The following is an 18,193-nucleotide window of genomic DNA, read 5'->3' on the forward strand; positions in this document are numbered from 1 at the left end:
TTGGACCTTCTGTCAACAACCACGGAGTGTCACCGATGACCATTCCCTCCGAAATGAAGGCGTTGCTCCTGGTCGGCGACGGCTACACCAAGACGCCGAGCGGCAGTGCGCTCGAGGCGATGGAGCCCTATCTCGAGCCGGGCAGCATCGCGGTGCCGGTGCCCGGACCGAGCCAGGTGCTGATCAAGGTCAGCCTGGCGTCGATCAACCCGTCCGATGTCGCCTTCATCAAGGGCCAGTACGGCCAGCCGCGCGCCAAGGGCCGGCCGGCCGGCTTCGAGGGTGTCGGCACCGTCGTCGCCAGCGGTGACGAGCCCTATCCCCAAAGCCTCGTCGGCAAGCGCGTCGCCTTCGCCACTGGCCTCAGCAACTGGGGGTCGTGGGCCGAATTCGCCGTCGCCGAGGCGGCGGCCTGCATTCCGCTGCTCGACACGGTGCGCGACGAGGATGGCGCGGCGATGATCGTCAATCCGCTCACCGCGATCGCCATGTTCGACATCGTCAAGCAGGAAGGCGAAAAGGCGTTCGTGATGACCGCCGGCGCCAGCCAGCTCTGCAAGCTGATCATCGGCCTGGCCAGGGAGGAAGGGTTCCGGCCAATCGTCACGGTACGCCGCGACGACCAGATCGCGCTGCTGAAAGAGATCGGCGCTGCCCATGTGCTCAATGAGAAGGCGCCGGATTTCGACGCTACGCTGCGTGAGGTGATGAAGGCCGAACAGCCGCGCATCTTCCTCGATGCGGTCACCGGACCGCTGGCCACGGCCATCTTCAATGCGATGCCGAAGCGTGCGCGCTGGATCATCTATGGCCGACTCGATCCTGAAGCCACGGTAATCCGCGAGCCCGGCCAACTGATCTTCCAGCACAAACATATCGAAGGTTTCTGGCTGAGCGAATGGATGCGTCAATCCAAGGAGCGGCGGGGTCCGGCGATCGTGGAAGCGCAGCAGCGTTTTTCCGACGGGCGCTGGGCAACCGACGTGACGGCCGTCGTGCCGTTCGCCGAGGCGATGACGCGGGTACCGGCCGAACTGGCCAAGCCCAACGGCAAGGTGTTCATCCGGCCTTGATGCCGTTCGAAGGGTATCAGAGCCCTGAATACGAGGCTTTCAAGAGGCCCCTTGAAGGTCAGGGTGCCCCGGCATTTCACCACTCGCGGTGGCCCGCCGGGCTACGGCCGCGTCTTTCAGCCCCCTATGCCACGCCGCTTTGTCCGTGATATGCCGCCGCCATCGAATGCCGGGACAGTGCTGGACCGAGCCTGTCCCGGGTGTTGTGGGGTGTCTTTGATGACGATGTCCAAGCCGGTTTTCGACCGTTTGGGACTTGGCCTGTGGATCGGGGCGTTCCTGATCGTTCTTGCCTTGGTTCTGTGGTCTCCCCACACGCGGACGGTCTGGCAAGCCTATATAGACGGCAGTGAGGCGCTGCTGGCCCGCCGGCCGCTCTACAATCTCCAATCCGAGATGGGCTATCTCTACGCGCCGGCTTTTGCCACGCTTTATGTTCCATTGGTAAAGCTCGGTCCGCATCTCGGCGGCCTGCTGTGGCATATTATCGGCTTCGCGGTGCTGACCTTCGCCGCGATGCGGCAGGTGCGCAAGCTCGGCGGCGGGGAATTGCCGTGGCTGCTTTCCTTCGGGCTGTTCCTTGCCCTGCCGATGGCGCTGGGGGCGATCCGCAACGGTCAGGCGACGATCCTTCTGACCGGCGCCTGCTGGCTTCTCACCCTGTCGGCACTCGAAGGTCGGCGCGCCGAAACCTTCTTCTGGGCTTCGGTCGCCATCATCGCCAAGCCGACCGCGGTCATCATGTTGCTGTTGGTGGGTGCCCTGCGTTTCCGGCTGATACCGGTGCTGGTGCTGGCGGTGCTGTTCGTGCTCGCTTTGCCCTACGCCTTTGCTCCCGCCAGCTATCTCAACGACCAGTATCGTGTTTTTGCAGAAATGCTGACCTCGATGGCCGTCGACAATGCCAACCATTTCGTTCCCACCGATTTCACGGCGCCGTTTACCAAAATGGGGCTGCCTCTCCCGGAATTCGGTGCCACGATCGTGCGCATCGTCATGGCCCTGTTCACGCTTTGCGCGGTCGTCTGGTTCGACCGCAAGCTCGAACGCGGAACGGCCGGTCTCGCCATCTTCCTGACGGCGACGTTCTACATGTGCGTCTTCAACCCGCGCGTCGAGCCCAACACCTATGCCATGATCGCGGTGCCCGCCGGTCTCGCTGTTGCCTTGTTGTGGCGCGAGGAGCGAGGTGGCGTGCTGGCTTCGGTGCTGTCCTTGATGCTGTTCCTGACCGGATTGACGGGGGTCGAGCGCCATATCCAGGATTTGACATACCCCTGGTTCAGGCCGGTCGCGGTCACCGTCATCGCCGGTTCCCTGATCTGGTGGTTCTGGGCGAAAGCAGGCGACAAGGGGGCGCGAGACACGACGATGCGAGACAAGGTGATGAATGAAAGGCCCGTCGCAAATGGCTGAGTCGCGGCCCGTTCTCGATATCGTCGCGCCGTTCTTCAACGAGGCGCCATCGGCATCGGCCTTTGCCGCACTGCTCGACAAGCTCGAAGCCGAAGTGTCGCGGCGTTTCGGCATGGCCCTCCACAAGATCCTGGTCGACGATGGCAGCCGCGACGATGGCGCCGAGCGCTTCTCGCGGGCGCTCTCGGGGTCCTGGGAGATCGTGCGGCTTAGCCGCAATTTCGGCAAGGAGGTCGCGGTGCTCGCCGGCCTCGACCAGTCGCGCGGCGACATGGCGCTGGTCATGGACGCCGATCTCCAGCATTCGATGGACACCAGCCTGAAGATGATCGCCGAACTGGTGGAAAATCCAGATATCGATGTCGTCTACGCGCAGAACGACCGCCGCGAGGCCAGCTGGCGGCGCAGCCAGCTGGCGCGGCTTTTCTACAGCCTGATCAACTCGAGCCAGCGTTTCGACATTCCCGAGAATGCTGGCGATTTTCGCGTCATGCGCGGTGCCGTGGTGCGCGCGCTGACCAGCCTGCGCGACAAGCGGCGCTTCAACAAGGGTCTGTTCGCCTGGGCCGGTTTCCGCCAGAAAGCCATACAATATTCGCCGGAGAACCGCGCCACGGGCACGTCGAAATGGAGCCGGCTCAACCTGATCGCCTTCTCGCTGGAAGGTTTTACTTCCTTTTCCGTCATCCCATTGCGCATCATCAGCCTAAGCGGAATGCTGGCGGCGTTGGCGGGCCTCGCTTACGGAGCCAAAGTGTTCTTCGAGGTGATGTTCTACGGCATCGCCGTCCCCGGGTATCCCAGCCTCATGGTCGCCGTCGTCCTGCTCGGTGGCCTCAACCTCACCTTGCTCGGCCTGATCGGCGAATATGTCTGGGTCACGCTCTCGGAAAGCAAGGACCGCCCGGTCTATATCGTGCGTGATGTCGTGCGCGGCGATGTTTTGGACCGGCCGCCAGGCGCACCCGGCGCATGACGCGACGCATCCGCCTGATCGCCGACGACTACGGCCTGGCGCCTGGGGTCTCCGCAGCGATTCTCGAGCTGCTCGACCGTGGCCGCTTGACCGGCACCGGCTGCATGACCGGCTTTCCGGAATGGCCGGATGCGGCGGCGCGCATAAAGCCGCTGTGCGGCCGCGCGGCGGTCGGGCTGCACCTGACCCTCACCGACCAGCCGGCCGTCACCGGCCGGTCTAGCCTGGCGCCGGGAGGCCGACTGCCACCGCTGCGTTCACTGGCGCTGCCGGTCCTGCGCGGCGGCATTGACGCGCGAGACGTCCATGCCGAGCTCGACGCGCAATACAACCGCTTCGTCGAGGCGCTTGGCCGCCAGCCTGACTTCATCGACGGACACCAGCACGTGCATTTCCTGCCCATCGTGCGCACGTGGCTGCGGGGGCATTTCTCCGACGCTGGCGGCAAGCCGGCGCTGCGCGGTGCGCCGGCGCTAGGCCATGCCGCCGTGGCGCCGAAAGTCGCGGCAATCGCAGCCTTGGCCACTGGCTTCAACCGGTCGATGGCGCGCGCCGGCTTCAGCATTTTCAAGCCGCTCGCCGGCATCTATGACTGGCGGCAACCCGAACGGTTCGCGCCGGCTCTACAGGCAGCCGTCGAGGCGCTGCCTGAACGAGGCCTGTTCATGTGCCATCCCGGCCATGTCGACGAGACGCTGCGGGCGCGCGACCCGATGCAAGGCGTGCGGGAAGTGGAATTCACCGTCCTGGCCTCGGACGCGTTCGGCGCCAGCCTCGCCCGCGCCGGTGTCGAGATCATGGACGGCAAGGGATGAGCGGCGCCGAACAGCCCCGCCGCTCGACCCGCAGCAAGATCGTTCGCTTTGCCATTGTCGGGTTGGCGAACACGGCTATCGACCTGGCCGGCTTTTTCCTGTTGCTCAAGCTGCATTTGCCGCCATTGCCGGCCAACGTCATCTCATGGTCGATCGCCGTCGTCTTCTCTTTCGTGGCGAATGGTTTCTGGTCGTTCGAGCGCAACCAGGCCATCCGTCTGCATGATGCCTTCCTGCGTTTCGTCTCGCTCGGAGCGCTGATTTCGCTCGGTGTCTCCAGCCTGTCGATCGAACTCTTCGCCGGCATTGCCGGTGTGTGGCCGGCAAAGATCGGCGGTGTCATTGTGGCGGCGGTGCTGAATTTCCTCGCCGCGCGCTGGTCGATCGAGGGCCGGCTGCTGAAGTAGCAGCGCACTCTTCCTTTGCAAAATTGGGCGCAAAACAGCCATTCCGCGTCCCGACCTTACCCTATTCCGCGGGCTCCATATTTGTGTAGGCGGCTTCCTCGAGTTCGCGCTTGAGGCGCGTCTCCTCATGGGTCTTGGGGGTGACGAAGCGGCCAAGCAGGAGATAGGCGACCGGCGTCAGGAACAGTGTCGAGATGGTGGCCAGCCCCAGCCCGCCGACGATCACCCAGCCGAGCGCCACGCGTGCCTCGGCACCCGCGCCCGCCGCGAGCACCAGCGGCAGGCCGCCGAGGATGGTGCAGATCATCGTCATCATCACCGGCCGCAGCCGGATCGTCGAGGCCTGCTCGATCGCCTCGCGGACACCAAGCCCACGGTCGCGCAGCTGGTTCGCGAACTCGACGATCAGGATGCCGTTCTTGGCCATGACGCCAACCAGGAGCACCAGGCCGATCTGGCTGTAGGCGTTGAGGCTGGTGCCTGACAGCAACTGCGCGAAGATGGCGCAGGCCAGCCCGAGCGGCACCGTTGCCATGATGATGACGGCGCTGACGAAGCTTTCGAACTGGGCGGCCAGCACCAGAAGGATGATGACCAGCGCGAAGCCGAAGATGGTGACCATGGCGCTGTTGGTTTCACCCAGCGTCGCGGCCTCGGCCAGCGGCAGGATGCGGCTGCCCCGCGGCAGCAGCGGCGTGGCGATTGCCTCGGCTTGGCTCAGCGCATCGCCAAGCGCGAAATCGCCGGAAAGGTTGGAGGTGATGGCCACCGATGGCTGCTGCTGCTCGCGCGACAGCGATGGCGGCACCGCGCGCTCGGTAAGAGTGGCGATGGTCAACATCGGCACGAAGCGGCCGTCGCCTGTCTTCAGGAAGACATTTTCTAGATCGGTCGGATCGTTGATCGGATTGGTGGTCGAGACCAGCTTCACGCCATAGCTGCGGTCGGCGATGTAGACGTCGACGACATCATTGCCGTCGAGCATTGCCTGCATGGTGTTGGCGAGGCCGGTAATGTCGATGCCAAGGTCCGAGGCGCGCTCGCGGTCGATGGCGACGGCCAGTTGCGGCTGCGTCGGGTCGATCGACAGGCGCGGCGTCTGAAAGCGCGGGTCTTTCTGCATCTCGGCGATGATCTTGACCGCCGCCTCGCCGAGCGCCTTGCGATTGTTGCCGACCAGCGCGAATTGCAGGCCGTTGCCGGCGCCGCGAATGCCGAGGCTGTTGGGCTGTACCGGGAAGATGCGCACGCTCGGCACCTGCCTGGTCAGTTGGCTGATCTCGGCCATGATCTCCTGCTGGCTGCGGCTGCGCTCGTTCCAGGGCGCCAGCGTCATCACCATGAAGCCGGAATTGTAAGAGCCGTTCTGCCCGGCATTCTCGAAAGTCGAGCGGATTTCGCCGGAATCGCGCATCGGCTGGATCAGCTTCTCGATCTTCTGCATCTGCTGCGTCGTGTAATCGAGGCTGACGCCTTGCGGGGCATTGATGCGCAACAGCACGGCCGCGCGGTCCTCGGTCGGCGTCAGTTCCTGGCGGATGGTGCCGAACAGGGTGAAGGCGGTACCGGCAAACAGTACCGCGACCAGAACCACGATCCACGGCGCATCGAGGCAAGCGTGCAGGGTCCGCTTGTAAGCTGCATTCAATGCGCCGCCGATACGCGCGCCGATGCCGCGGCCGCCCTCGTGGTGGAGCGAGGCGCCGGTCAGCATGCGCGAGGCGAGCATCGGGCAAAGCGTGAGCGCCACCACGCACGACAGAAGCACCGACATCGCAAGCACGAAGCCGAATTCGCGGAACAGGCCGCCGGTCTGTCCGGGCAGGAAGGAGATCGGCACGAAGACGGCGACCAGCGTCAGCGTCGTGGCGACGACGGCGAAGAACACTTCCTGGGCGCCGAGCACGGCGGCCGCGCGCGGCCCCATGCCTTCATTGCGCCGCCGCACGATGTTTTCCAGGACCACGATGGCATCGTCCACCACCAGTCCGGTCGCCAGCACCATGGCGAGCAGCGTCAGGATGTTGACGGAGAAGCCGGCCAGATAGATGGCGGCGATGGTGCCGATCATGGCGACTGGCATCGACAGGCCCGGGATCAACGTGGCGCGCCAGTCGAGCAGGAACATGTAGATGACGATCAGCACCATCGTTACCGACAGGCCGAGGGCGATCTCGACCTCGTGGACCGCGCCCTTGACGAAGACGGCATCGTCGCTGGTGATCTTGATCGCCATACCCTTGGGCAGGTTCTCCTGCAGCTTGGCGACGGCGGCCTGGACACCGGTCGAAATATCCAGCGTGTTCGATTCCGCCTGGCGGATGATGCCGATGCCGATGCCGGTCTTGCCATCGGAGCGCAGCGTGGTCTGGCCGACATCGGGCCCGAGCGTGACGGTGGCGACGTCGCGGATGCGGGTCGTGCCGCCGATGACGATGTTTTCGAATTCCTCGGGCGTGGTCACGTCGGCCGTGGTGCGCACGATCAGGTCCTGGTTGGTCGTGGTGATCGAACCGGCCGGGGAATCGAAGGCGACGGAAGCCAGGGCTTTCCTGAGATCGGCAACCGTGAAGCCGAGGCTGGCGAGCTTGTTCTGGTCGACGTCGATGCGGAATATCTTGTCGCGGTCGCCGTAGACCTGAACGTCGGCGACGCCGGGCACGGCGGCCAGTTCGTCCTCGATTTGGTCCTGGACCACGACGGTCATGTCCTGGATCGACATGTTGTCGGAGGTCACCGCCAGCCGCATCACCGCGTCGGAATTGGCGTCGGCCTTGACGATGCGCGGGGGATCGGCGGTGTCCGGGATCTGGTTGGCGACGCGGCCGACTGCATCGCGCACGTCGGAGGCGGCGACATTGAGGTCGACGCCGTCGTTGAATTCGATGGTGACGCGGCTTGAGCCGAAGGAAGAGGAAGACGAGATCGACTTGACGCCGGAGACGCGGGCGACGGCGCCCTCGATCGTGTCGGTCAACTCGCGGTCGACGGTTTCGGCGGCGGCGCCCTCGAAGGTGGTCGAGACCGTCACCACGGCACGGTCGACGTCGGGCAATTCGCGGATCTCGACGCCGTAGAAGGCCGCGAGGCCGGCTACCGCGATAAGGACGTTGAGCACGAAGGCCATGACCGGCCTTCGGATGAACAGGGCGGTGAAGCCGGTATCGCTGGCGGCGTTGACGGGTGCGGTCATGAGCCTTCGGCGGTGTTGGCTGCGCGCTGGTCCTGGCCGGCGATGCGGACTTCGCCGCCCTCGCTGACGCTCTGCGTGCCTTCGGTCACGACCATGTCGCCGCTGTCGATCTCGGCGTCGATAAGCACGGTCTCGGTGTTGCGCTGGATGATGCGCACCGGCACGCGTCTGGCCTTACCCCCCTCGACCTGCCAGACATAGGCACCGTCCGAGCCCCACAGGATCGCCAGCGGGCTGACGGCCGGATAGGTCTCGCCGTGGAATTTCATGGTGATGGAGAACGACATGCCGGCGCGCAGCGAATCCGCGGGATTGGCGATCTTGGCCTTGACCAGCAGCGTGCGGCTCTTCTCGTCGATGTGATTGTCGATGGCCGATACCGTACCGGTATAGGCGTTGCTGGGGTTGGCGATCGGTGTCGCCGTCAGTTGCGCGCCGACCTTGACGGCGGCTGCGAAACGCTCGGGCACCTGGAAATCGACGAGGATCGACGAGCGGTCGTCGAGCGTGGCGATCGCCGACTGGTTGGTGACATAGTTGCCGGCCGAGATCGGCAGGATGCCGACGGTGCCTGATATCGGTGCCAGGACAGACCGACGTTGCAATGCGAGCTCCGCATCCTGAAGCGCCAGCTTGGCGCCTGCCAGAACCACCTCGGCGTCGGCAACGGCGACCGGCGTCGCGGCATTGGAAGCACGCAGCGATTTCACGCGATCGAGCTTGGATTGCGCGTCCTGCAAGGCGAGCTTGGCCCGGTCCTGAGAGATGATCTCGGTCTCGGAATCGAGCGTGGCGATGATCCGTCCCTTGTCGACATGACTGCCGGACTCGACCAGCAGTTCGGCAAGGCGGCCGGAGCTGTAGGGATTGACGGTCACCGAGGCGTTGGCGCGGCCGGTGCCTATCGCCCGCAGGCGGTCGTTGATAACAGCCGAGGCGGCCGGCGATGCGACGATGGTGGCGATCTGGACGCCGCGGCGCCCCGACTGCCGGGAGCCAGCCGCCGTTTCTTTCGCCGTCGCGCCATGGGTCCAGTCCATGCCCCAGTGCGCCAGCACTTCGGGAGCGCCGGGGTAGAAGCGCGCCCACGCGGCCGCGGCGACGACCACGACGACAAACCCAAGGACAATCTGTTTCCAGCGCGACATCGACACTCCAGCGGCAAACAATCGTCTGCCGGTTCCAGGTGAAAGCGGATGCAGCGACGACAAGGGCTGGGGGGCAAAACCGGCCACCCCCACTCCCGATATCATCGGTTTATGGCAATTATCACGCAATCGTGCACATTAAATCTCGGTAACGTGATGTCCGCGCGCTTGATCAGGGGCGGATGCGCTTGCCCGGAGCCCGCTTAACGCAGCCCTTCCATTTCCCGAATACGCCGAGCGCCGTCGGCCTCGAGCTGCCTCGTAACGGCGCCGATCAGCGTTTCGGCGACGACGAAAAGTGCCGCCGAGGAATCCCATGCGGACGGCACCGCGGTCCGTCCGGCGATGACATGGCGGGCAAACCTGGCAATCGGCGACAGCCACTGGTCGGTGAACAGCACGATCTGGACGCCGCGCTGATGCGCCTTCTCGGCGAAGCGGACGAGGCTGTCCTGGTAGCGCCTGATGTCGAAGATCACCAGCACGTCGCGCTTGCTCATGTCGATCAGCCGGTCGCGCCACATGCTCTCCTGTCCGGCGAGGTGGAAGACATCGGGCTGGATGACGGCGAGGTGGGCGGCCATGTAACGCGCCAGCGGGTCGGTGAAGCGGCCGCCGATGAGGAATGTCTTGCCACGCCGTTCGGCGAGCCGGGCGGCGATGTCGGCAAGCTGCTTGTCGGAGAGGTGGCGGAAGGTCTCGCGCATATTGTCGAGCGTCGCCTCCAGCATCGGTGAGGCCGTGCCGCCGCCGGGCGAGGGCGGGTTGAGCGTGCGGATCGCCGGCGACTGCAGTTGCGCCGCCAGTTCGTCCTGCAGGCTCGACTGGAATTCCGGATAGTTCTGGAATCCGAGCCGGGCCACGAAGCGCAGGATGGTCGGCGAGGAGACGCCGGCGGCGGTCGAGAATTCGGCGACCGTCTTCAGGCCGATCATCGGATAGCTGGCAATCAGCGTCTGCGCCGCGCGCCGTTCGCCGGCCGGCATCGTGCCGATGCGGTCGGCGATCAGTTCGGCAATGCTGGAAATCATCTTTTCCCCCACCCGTTGGCTTGGCCTTAGAGATCGCATTTGACAAAGCCGGACAAACTGTATGAAATCATCCATAGGGACGCAATGAGGCAAAATACGTAACATACGATACAGCGCTCCCCGGGGACGGCAGGACTATGGAGACAGCGCGGCCCGCCAGCCATGCATCGTCCGATTCCGTGAGGGTGACGAACCCGCGCGGAGCGAGTCCCTTCGTGCTTACCTGCGACCACGCTTCCAATTTCCTGCCCGCCGAATTCGGCACGCTCGGCCTTGCCGTCGAGGACCTGTCCCGCCACATCGCCTGGGATCCCGGCGCGCTGCCGGTGGCGATGCGTATGGCGCAGGCGCTCGATGCGACGCTGGTCGAGACCCGCATCTCGCGTCTGGTCGTCGACTGCAACCGGCCGCTCGACGCGCCGGACCTGGTGCCGCCGGTCAGCGAGACGACGGCCATACCGGGAAATACCGGCCTGACGGAAAAGCAGCGCGCGGCGCGGGTCGCCCTGTCGTGGCAGCCATTTCACGGCGCGATAGAGCACATCATCGAGGAACGGCTGGCGCGTGGTCAGGAGACGCGGCTGGTTTCCGTCCATTCCTTCACGCCGGTCTACAAGGGCTACGACCGGCCGTGGCATATCGGCATCATCCATGACGACGACCGCCGGCTGGCGTCGCCGCTGATAGCGGCGCTCAAGCGGCTTGCCGGCATCACCGTCGGCGTCAACGAACCCTATTCGCCTGCCGATCGCGTCTATTTCACGCTGGAACGGCATGCGCGCTCGCGCGGGCTCCCTTGCGCGATGATCGAAATCCGCAACGATGAAATCTCCGGCGAGACCGGGCAGCGGAAATGGGCGGATCTGCTCACAGGCATTTTTTCAGATCTGGAACCACAGGAGGCCAGGGGTTCTAGATCAATCGCAGTCGGAAAGTCAGTTCAATCGGCCAGCTAAGAATAGGGGAACTCTGACATGACAACACCTGATCACTCCGACAAGTCGGAGGACACAAAAATCCTCCACAACATGGGCTACGCCCAGGAATTGGCTCGCCGCATGAGCGGCTTCTCCAACTTCGCCATTTCCTTCTCGATCATCTGCATTCTGGCGGGCGGCATTACGTCTTTCCCGCTGGCCATGGCCACCGGCAGCGGTTTCGAGGCGACCATCGGCTGGGTAATCGGCGGCGTCTTTGCGCTCGTGGTCGCGGCTTCGCTCGGCCAGATTGGGTCAGCTTATCCGACAGCCGGCGGCCTCTATCACTGGTCGTCGATCCTCGGCGGACGCGGCTGGGGCTGGGCCACGGCCTGGATCAACCTGCTCGGCCTGATCTTCGTTGTCGCTTCGGTGAATGTCGGCGTCTACCTGCTGTTTCAGGGGCTGGTCGCGGGTCCGATCTTTGGTTGGGACACATCGGCATGGGGTTTCTGGCAGCAGACCGCGGCAGTCGTCTTGATTACCGTCACCCAGGGTCTCTTCAATCATCTCGGCATCAAGACGACGACGATGTTGACCGACTTTTCCGGCTACCTCATCCTCGTTGTCGCGGTCGTGCTGACGTTGACCTTCCTGATCTGGGGGGCGCATGGCTTCGATCTTGCGCGGTTGACGACTTTCGTCAACACGACCGGCGATGCCGGCGGTGGCTATGTCCCGACGGCCCGCACCGCACTTGTGGCCTTCCTCATCGGCCTTCTCTACCCGCTTTATACCATCACGGGCTTCGACGCCTCGGCTCATACCGCCGAGGAAACGCACAATGCCCGCGTCGCTGTGCCGAGAGGCATGATCCACTCGGTCCTGTGGTCTCTCGTCTTCGGCTTCGTCATGGCAGTCTCCTTTGTCCTTGCCAGCCCCGATCTCGTGGCGACGGCCAAGGACGGCGGCAATGCCTGGTTCAACCTGTTCAACAACCTGCCGGCGCCAACCTGGCTAAAGGCTTTGCTCGGCGTTGCCATCGTGCTGTCGAATTATCTGTGCGCGCTGGCCGGACTCACTTCGACCTCACGCATGATCTTTGCCTTTTCGCGTGACGGAGGTTTGCCGGGGTCATCTTTGTGGAAGCAGGTTTCGCCAACCTGGCGCACGCCCGTCCCGGCCATCTGGCTCGGCGTCGTGCTGTCGATTGCCGCCACGCTTTATTCGCCGGCTTTCGCGGCGCTCGCTGCTGGTTGCGCTCTCTTCCTTTACGTCTCTTACGCCATGCCGATCGCAGCCGGACTTCTCGCGGAAGGAAAGAGCTGGACCGAATTCGGGCCATTCCGGCTCGGCATCTGGTCAAAGCCATTCGCCATCATCACCGTGCTTGGTGTTCTGGTGTTGATGTATGCCGGCATCCAGCCGCCCTTCGACATCCTGATCAACTATGCCATCGGCTTGATCGTTCTGCTCGTCGTTTTGTGGTTCGCCGTTGAAAACCGCCGCTTCCAGGGACCGCCTATCGGCGAGGCGGCAATCGCTAAGCGCAGGGCGACCATCGCGGCGGCAGAAAAGGCCGTCGGCGAATCCGCCTGAACAGCAATCAAACCGTGGCGGGTTCGCTCGCCACGGTTTCATTCTCCTTCAATATTACATGCCCGAAACGACCAAGTACTGGAGTGCCAAAGGAATGGCTGGAAATTTCTCGTTCGATCAGTTGAAGAAAGCGGTCTCCGGCGGCGAGATCGACACGGTTCTGGCCTGCATCGTCGACATGCAGGGGCGGTTGGCGGGAAAGCGTTTCCTGGCGCAGTACTTCGTCGATTCCGCCCATGACGAAACGCATGGCTGCAACTATCTGCTCGCCGCCGACATCGATATGGAGCCGGTGCCCGGCTACAAGGCGGCAAGCTGGTCGAAGGGCTATGGCGATTTCGTCATGAAGCCGGACCTCGCCACGCTGCGGCGCATTCCATGGCTGGAAAAGACCGCGCTGGTGATCTGCGACGTGCTCGATCACCACACCCATGACGACCTGCCGCATTCGCCGCGCGCCATCCTGAAAAAGCAGGTCAAGCGGCTGACCGAACGCGGCTATATCGGCTACTTCGCTTCCGAGCTCGAATTCTACCTGTTCAACGAGACCTACGATTCCGCCCGCAAGAAGCACTGGCAGGGTCTTGATACCGCTTCGCCCTATATCGGCGACTATCAGATCGGCATCACCACCAAGGAAGAAGGCGTCATGCGCCGGCTTCGCAACGAAATGGAAGCGGCCGGCATTCCGATCGAGAACTCCAAGGGTGAGTGGGGTCCGGGCCAGGAAGAGATCAATGTGCGCTATGCCGAGGCGCTCGACATGGCCGACCGCCACGTCATCCTCAAGAACGGCGCCAAGGAGATTGCCGAGTCCGAGGGCAAGGCGATCTCCTTCATGTCGAAATACAATTACGGGCTCGCCGGCAACTCCAGCCACATCCACAATTCGCTGTGGAGCGCCGACGGCAAGATGCCTTTGTTCTTCGACAAGAAGGCTGACTGGACGTTGTCGGCGCTCGGCCAGCAATGGGCGGCGGGACAGCTGAAATACGCCAAGGAGTTCACCTGGTTCCTGGCGCCCTACATCAACTCCTACAAGCGCTTCCAGGCCGGTACCTTCGCGCCGACCAAGATCATGTGGAGCGAGGACAACCGCACCGCCGGCTTCCGCCTGTGCGGCGAGGGCACCAAGGGCATCCGCATGGAATGCCGCATCGGTGGCGCTGACCTGAACCCCTATCTTGCCTTCGCAGCGCTGATCGCCGCCGGCCTTGCCGGTATCGACGAGAAGCTCGAACTGCAGAAGCCGTTCGTCGGCGACGCCTACCAAGCCTCACGCCTGCCGGAGATCCCGAAGACACTGCGTGACGCCACCGAGACGCTGGCCAAGTCGAAGATGCTGAAAGAGGCGCTCGGCGAGGATGTGCTCGAGCATTATGTCCACACCGCCAAGTGGGAGCAGTTCGAATACGACCGCCGCATTACGGATTGGGAACTGCACAGGGGGTTCGAGCGATATTAAGGTAGCCTGCGAACGTTGACGCCGCCCCTCACCCCCCTCTCCCCGTTAAGAACGGGGAGAGGGGACGCCAGCGCTGGAGCGTTTCCCTTCTCCCTGTAACTATACGGGGAGAAGGTGCGGGCAGGCGGATGAGGGGCAGCGCCGAGCCAAGCGATTTTTCGATTGTTGCAGAAGTGCGAGGACTTACAAAATGACCGAAACGGTCAAAATCATATCCCCTATCGACGGCTCGATCTATGCCGAGCGGCCGATCGCGACCGATCAGGCGGTCAATGCCGCGGTCGAGCGCGCCAGGGCAGCGCAAGAGAAATGGGCGCTGGTACCGATCGTCGAGCGCGGCAAGTACATGCTGGCGATGCTCGAAGCGCTGGTCGCGATATCAGACGAGATCGTGCCTGAGATTGCCTGGCAGATGGGGCGGCCGGTGCGCTATGGCGGCGAGTTCGGCGGCGTCAAGGAACGCACCAATTACATGGTCGAGATCGCGGAGGCGGCGCTCAAATCCGTGCCGGCTTCCAATCCGAAGGATGGCTTCCGCCGTTATGTGAAGAAGGATCCGCTCGGCGTGGTCATGGTGATCGCGCCGTGGAACTATCCTTATCTGACCGCCGTCAACACCATCGTGCCGGCGCTGATGGCCGGCAACGCCGTCATCCTCAAGCATGCGGCGCAGACGCTGCTGGTCGGCGAACGCTTCCAACAGGCCTTCGACAAGGCCGGCCTGCCCAAGGGCGTATTCCAGAATGTCGTGCTCAACCATGCCCAGACCGAGAAACTGCTCGGCTCGGGCAAGATCGACCATGTCAACTTCACCGGCTCGGTCGGCGGCGGCCGCGCCATCGAAAAGGCGGCGGCCGGCACCTTCATGACGCTCGGCCTCGAGCTTGGCGGCAAGGATCCGGCCTATGTACTGCCCGATGCCAAGATGGACCATGCGGTCGCCAATCTGGTCGACGGCGCCTTCTACAATTCCGGCCAGTGCTGCTGCGGCATCGAACGCGTCTATGTGCACGAGAAAGTCTATGACGAGTTCGTCGAAGGCTTCATCGCCGAGACGAAGAACTATGTCGTGGGCAATCCGCTGGAACAGGCGACGACGATGGGGCCGATGGCGCAGGCGCGTTTTGCCGACCTGATCCGCGAGCAGAAGGCCGAGGCGCTGCGCAAGGGCGCCAAGGCGCACATCAACATGAAGGTGGCTAACGACAAAGCCGGCTCGCCCTATCTGGCACCGGAAGTGCTGACGGAAGTCGACCATCAGATGAGCGTCATGCGCGAGGAAAGTTTTGGGCCGATCGTCGGCATCATGAAAGTACGCAACGACGAGGAGGCGATCGCGCTGATGAATGACAGCCCCTACGGCCTGACCGCCTCGATCTGGACGCGCGACACCGAGCACGCCATCGCCATCGGCGACCGTGTAGAGACCGGCACCGTGTTCATGAACCGCTGCGACTATCTCGATCCGGCGCTGGTCTGGACCGGCGTCAAGGACACCGGCAAGGGCGTTGCCCTTTCGGCGCTCGGCTACGACAATCTCACTCGCCCGAAATCCTTCCACCTGCGCGAAGCCATCTGATTTTCGAAAGACAAAAAATGTCCAAGCTGATCTCCAAATGGAACTATCCCACCACCGTCCGCTTCGGCGCTGGACGCATCAAGGAATTGCCCGAGGTCCTGGCGGCCACCGGCATCAAGCGGCCGCTCTTCGTCACCGATCCGGGTCTGGCCAAGCTGCCGGTCGTCGCTTCGACGCTGAAGATCCTCGACGACGCCAAGGTGCCCTACGGCGTCTTCTCGGAGGTGAGGCCGAACCCGGTCGAGTCCAACCTCACCGCCGGCATTGCGGTGTTCAAGAAGGGCAAGCATGACGGCGTCATCGCCTTCGGCGGCGGCTCGGCGCTCGACCTCGGCAAATTGATCGCCTTCCAGGCAGGCCAGACGCGGCCGGTGTGGGATTTCGAGGATGTCGGCGACTGGTGGACGCGCGCCAATTCCGACGCCATCGCCCCGATCATCGCCGTGCCGACCACGGCCGGCACCGGGTCGGAAGTCGGCCGTGCCGGCGTCATCACCAATGAGGAGACGCACACCAAGAAGGTCATCTTCCATCCGAAGCTGCTGCCGGCGATCGTGATCGCCGATCCGGAGCTGTCGGTTGGCATGCCGGGCTTCATCACCGCCGGCACCGGTATGGATGCGCTCGCCCACTGCCTCGAGGCCTATTGCGCGCCGGGCTACCATCCGATGGCCGACGGCATCGCGGTGGAAGGCATTCGCCTGGTATTCGAGAACCTGCCGAAGGCCTATGCCAACGGCAAGGACCTCGTCGCGCGCGCCCATATGATGAGCGCGGCCGCCATGGGTGCCACCGCTTTCCAGAAGGGACTGGGCGCCATCCACTCGCTGTCACACCCGGTCGGCGCGCTCTACGACACCCATCACGGCATGACCAATGCGGTGTTCATGCCTTATGTGCTCGCCTTCAATCGCGACTCGATCGAGGAGCGTATTGCCCGGCTCGCCGCCTATTGCGGCATCAAGGGCGGCTTTGACGGCTTTGCAAAGGCGATCATCAAGCTGCGCAAGGAGTTGAAGGTGCCGCATGCGCTGCCCGGCCTGATCAAGGGGCTCGACATGGACAAGAAGCGCAAGGCGCTGATCGCCGACATGGCGGTGGTCGATCCGACGGCTGGCGGTAACCCGGTGAAGCTGACCAAGAAGGCGGCGCTGACCTTGCTGGAAAACGCGATCGCGGGCACGATCTGAGACGTTTTCCGCACGGGAAATTGATCTGAAAAGGGGCTACGAAAACAAGGGGGAGGATGACGGGCAAGGCAGAAACTAGTTAGCCGGAAAAAGAATCGCGAGGCGATTGCTACATCAGGTTAAAAAGAGTTTACTTTTTCGTACTGCGAGCAGCCGCTTTCATAAAGCTTTCATCTGGCTGTCACATGAAAACGATACCGCATCGCAGGCGTCCAACGGCGTCAGTTCAACGGAGAGAACACATGTTCAAATTCACGGGGAAGGTGCTTTCCCTTTCGGCCGCGACGCTTTTTGCGTCGACGGTGATTTCGTCCTCGGCTTCGATGGACGATCTCGTCAAGGCCGCGAAGGCAGAAGGCCAGCTCACGACCATCGCCCTGCCGCATGACTGGTGCGGCTACGGCGACGTCATCGCCGGCTTCAAGGCGAAGTATCCGGAGATTACCATCAACGAACTCAACCCCGATGCCGGCTCCGGCGACGAGGTCGAGGCGATCAAGGCGAACAAGGACAATAAGGGCCCGCAGGCGCCTGACGTCATCGACGTCGGCCTGTCCTTCGGTCCGTCCGCCAAGAAGGACGGTCTGATCCAGGCCTACAAGGTATCGACCTGGGACTCGATCCCCGACAGCGCCAAGGATGCCGACGGCTTCTGGACGGGCGACTACTACGGCGTGCTCTCCTTCCAGGTGAACAAGGACCTGGTGAAGACGTCGCCGACGGACTGGGCAGACCTGCTGAAGCCGGAATTCGCAAACTCGGTCGCTCTTGCCGGTGATCCGCGCGCTTCGAACCAGGCCATCCAGGCGGTGTATGCCGCTGGCTTGTCGACGGGTGCGGCGGCTGGTGAAGCTGCCGGCACCGCTGGCCTCGACTTCTTCAAGAAGCTCAACGCCGCCGGCAATTTCGTCCCGGTCATCGGCAAGGCCGCGACGCTGGCCCAAGGCCAGACCCCGATCCTCGTCACCTGGGACTACAACGCGCTCGCCGGCCGCGACACGCTGAAGGGCAACCCGCCCGTCGACGTTGTCGTGCCGAAGACAGGTGTCGTCGCCGGTGTCTACGTACAGGCGATCAGCGCCTACGCGCCGCATCCGAATGCGGCCAAGCTCTGGCTGGAATACCTGTATTCCGACGAAGGCCAGATCGCCTGGTTGAAGGGCTATTGCCACCCGATCCGTTTCAATGATCTCGCCAAGAACGGCAAGATCCCGGCGGACGTGCTGGCCAAGCTGCCGCCGGCTGAGTCCTATGCGGCCGCGGTGTTCCCGACGCTCGACGAGCAGGGTAAGGCCAAGGAAGCCATCACCAAGAACTGGGACGCCGTTGTCGGCGCCAACGTCAAGTAACAGTTGAGATCCACCGGGCGGCTTCACGGCCGCCC

14 protein-coding genes are annotated in these 18,193 nt (G+C 63.5%); 11 read left to right on the forward strand and 3 right to left on the reverse strand.

What is annotated here, in order from left to right; all coding sequences use genetic code 11:
* Positions 1-35 precede the first annotated feature (35 nt).
* The 5 genes from A3AU_RS0133300 to A3AU_RS0133320 all read left to right on the forward strand — a co-directional run bounded on the left by A3AU_RS0133300 (position 36) and on the right by A3AU_RS0133320 (position 4,687).
* Positions 36-1,073, forward strand: coding sequence for a zinc-binding dehydrogenase (locus A3AU_RS0133300; RefSeq protein WP_027056703.1), 1,038 nt, complete (start codon positions 36-38; stop codon positions 1,071-1,073).
* A 219-nt stretch (positions 1,074-1,292) separates the two neighbouring features.
* Positions 1,293-2,489 carry a glycosyltransferase family 87 protein gene (locus A3AU_RS0133305; protein WP_032918616.1) on the forward strand — a complete coding sequence of 399 codons (1,197 nt, stop codon included), beginning with the start codon at positions 1,293-1,295 and terminating at the stop codon, positions 2,487-2,489.
* A complete protein-coding gene (locus A3AU_RS0133310; protein WP_032918617.1) occupies positions 2,482-3,465 on the forward strand; it encodes a glycosyltransferase family 2 protein in 984 nt (327 codons plus the stop codon). Before A3AU_RS0133305 ends, A3AU_RS0133310 begins: the two co-directional genes overlap by 8 nt.
* The gene (locus tag A3AU_RS0133315) at positions 3,462-4,280 is read left to right on the forward strand and encodes a ChbG/HpnK family deacetylase (protein ID WP_027056706.1); all 819 of its coding nucleotides are present in this window, start codon (positions 3,462-3,464) and stop codon (positions 4,278-4,280) included. The genes A3AU_RS0133310 and A3AU_RS0133315 overlap by 4 nt, the downstream gene beginning before the upstream one ends.
* Positions 4,277-4,687: a GtrA family protein gene (locus A3AU_RS0133320; RefSeq protein WP_027056707.1), complete on the forward strand. Its 411-nt coding sequence runs from the start codon at positions 4,277-4,279 to the stop codon at positions 4,685-4,687. The genes A3AU_RS0133315 and A3AU_RS0133320 overlap by 4 nt, the downstream gene beginning before the upstream one ends.
* Positions 4,688-4,748: 61 nt before the next feature.
* Here the strand turns inward: A3AU_RS0133320 and A3AU_RS0133325 are convergent, their stop codons facing one another.
* From A3AU_RS0133325 to A3AU_RS0133335, 3 genes are all read right to left on the reverse strand, one after another.
* Positions 4,749-7,880, reverse strand: coding sequence for an efflux RND transporter permease subunit (locus tag A3AU_RS0133325; RefSeq protein ID WP_027056708.1), 3,132 nt, complete (start codon positions 7,878-7,880; stop codon positions 4,749-4,751).
* Entirely contained in the window at positions 7,877-9,028 is a 1,152-nt protein-coding gene (locus tag A3AU_RS0133330) for an efflux RND transporter periplasmic adaptor subunit (protein ID WP_027056709.1), read from the reverse strand. The genes A3AU_RS0133325 and A3AU_RS0133330 overlap by 4 nt, the downstream gene beginning before the upstream one ends.
* 203 nt (positions 9,029-9,231) lie before the next feature.
* Entirely contained in the window at positions 9,232-10,059 is an 828-nt protein-coding gene (locus tag A3AU_RS0133335) for a MurR/RpiR family transcriptional regulator (RefSeq protein ID WP_027056710.1), read from the reverse strand.
* A 137-nt stretch (positions 10,060-10,196) separates the two neighbouring features.
* On the opposite strand from A3AU_RS0133335, the gene A3AU_RS0133340 reads away from it, so the two are divergent.
* The 6 genes from A3AU_RS0133340 to A3AU_RS0133365 all read left to right on the forward strand — a co-directional run bounded on the left by A3AU_RS0133340 (position 10,197) and on the right by A3AU_RS0133365 (position 18,158).
* The gene (locus tag A3AU_RS0133340) at positions 10,197-11,015 is read left to right on the forward strand and encodes an N-formylglutamate amidohydrolase (RefSeq protein ID WP_027056711.1); all 819 of its coding nucleotides are present in this window, start codon (positions 10,197-10,199) and stop codon (positions 11,013-11,015) included.
* An 18-nt stretch (positions 11,016-11,033) separates the two neighbouring features.
* Positions 11,034-12,575 (forward strand): amino acid permease, encoded by a 1,542-nt coding sequence (locus A3AU_RS0133345; RefSeq protein ID WP_027056712.1) that lies wholly within the window; start codon positions 11,034-11,036, stop codon positions 12,573-12,575.
* A gap of 94 nt (positions 12,576-12,669) precedes the next feature.
* On the forward strand, positions 12,670-14,040 hold the full coding sequence (locus tag A3AU_RS0133350; protein WP_027056713.1) for a glutamine synthetase family protein: 1,371 nt from the start codon (positions 12,670-12,672) through the stop codon (positions 14,038-14,040).
* Between the two features lie 190 nt (positions 14,041-14,230).
* On the forward strand, positions 14,231-15,619 hold the full coding sequence (locus tag A3AU_RS0133355) for an aldehyde dehydrogenase family protein (protein ID WP_027056714.1): 1,389 nt from the start codon (positions 14,231-14,233) through the stop codon (positions 15,617-15,619).
* Between the two features lie 17 nt (positions 15,620-15,636).
* Positions 15,637-16,809: an iron-containing alcohol dehydrogenase gene (locus A3AU_RS0133360; protein WP_027056715.1), complete on the forward strand. Its 1,173-nt coding sequence runs from the start codon at positions 15,637-15,639 to the stop codon at positions 16,807-16,809.
* A 242-nt stretch (positions 16,810-17,051) separates the two neighbouring features.
* Positions 17,052-18,158, forward strand: coding sequence for an ABC transporter substrate-binding protein (locus A3AU_RS0133365; protein WP_027056716.1), 1,107 nt, complete (start codon positions 17,052-17,054; stop codon positions 18,156-18,158).
* Positions 18,159-18,193: the final 35 nt, after the last annotated feature.

The sequence above is a fragment of the Mesorhizobium erdmanii USDA 3471 genome (genome assembly GCF_000472705.1).
GTDB classification, from domain to species: Bacteria; Pseudomonadota; Alphaproteobacteria; order Rhizobiales; family Rhizobiaceae; genus Mesorhizobium; species Mesorhizobium erdmanii.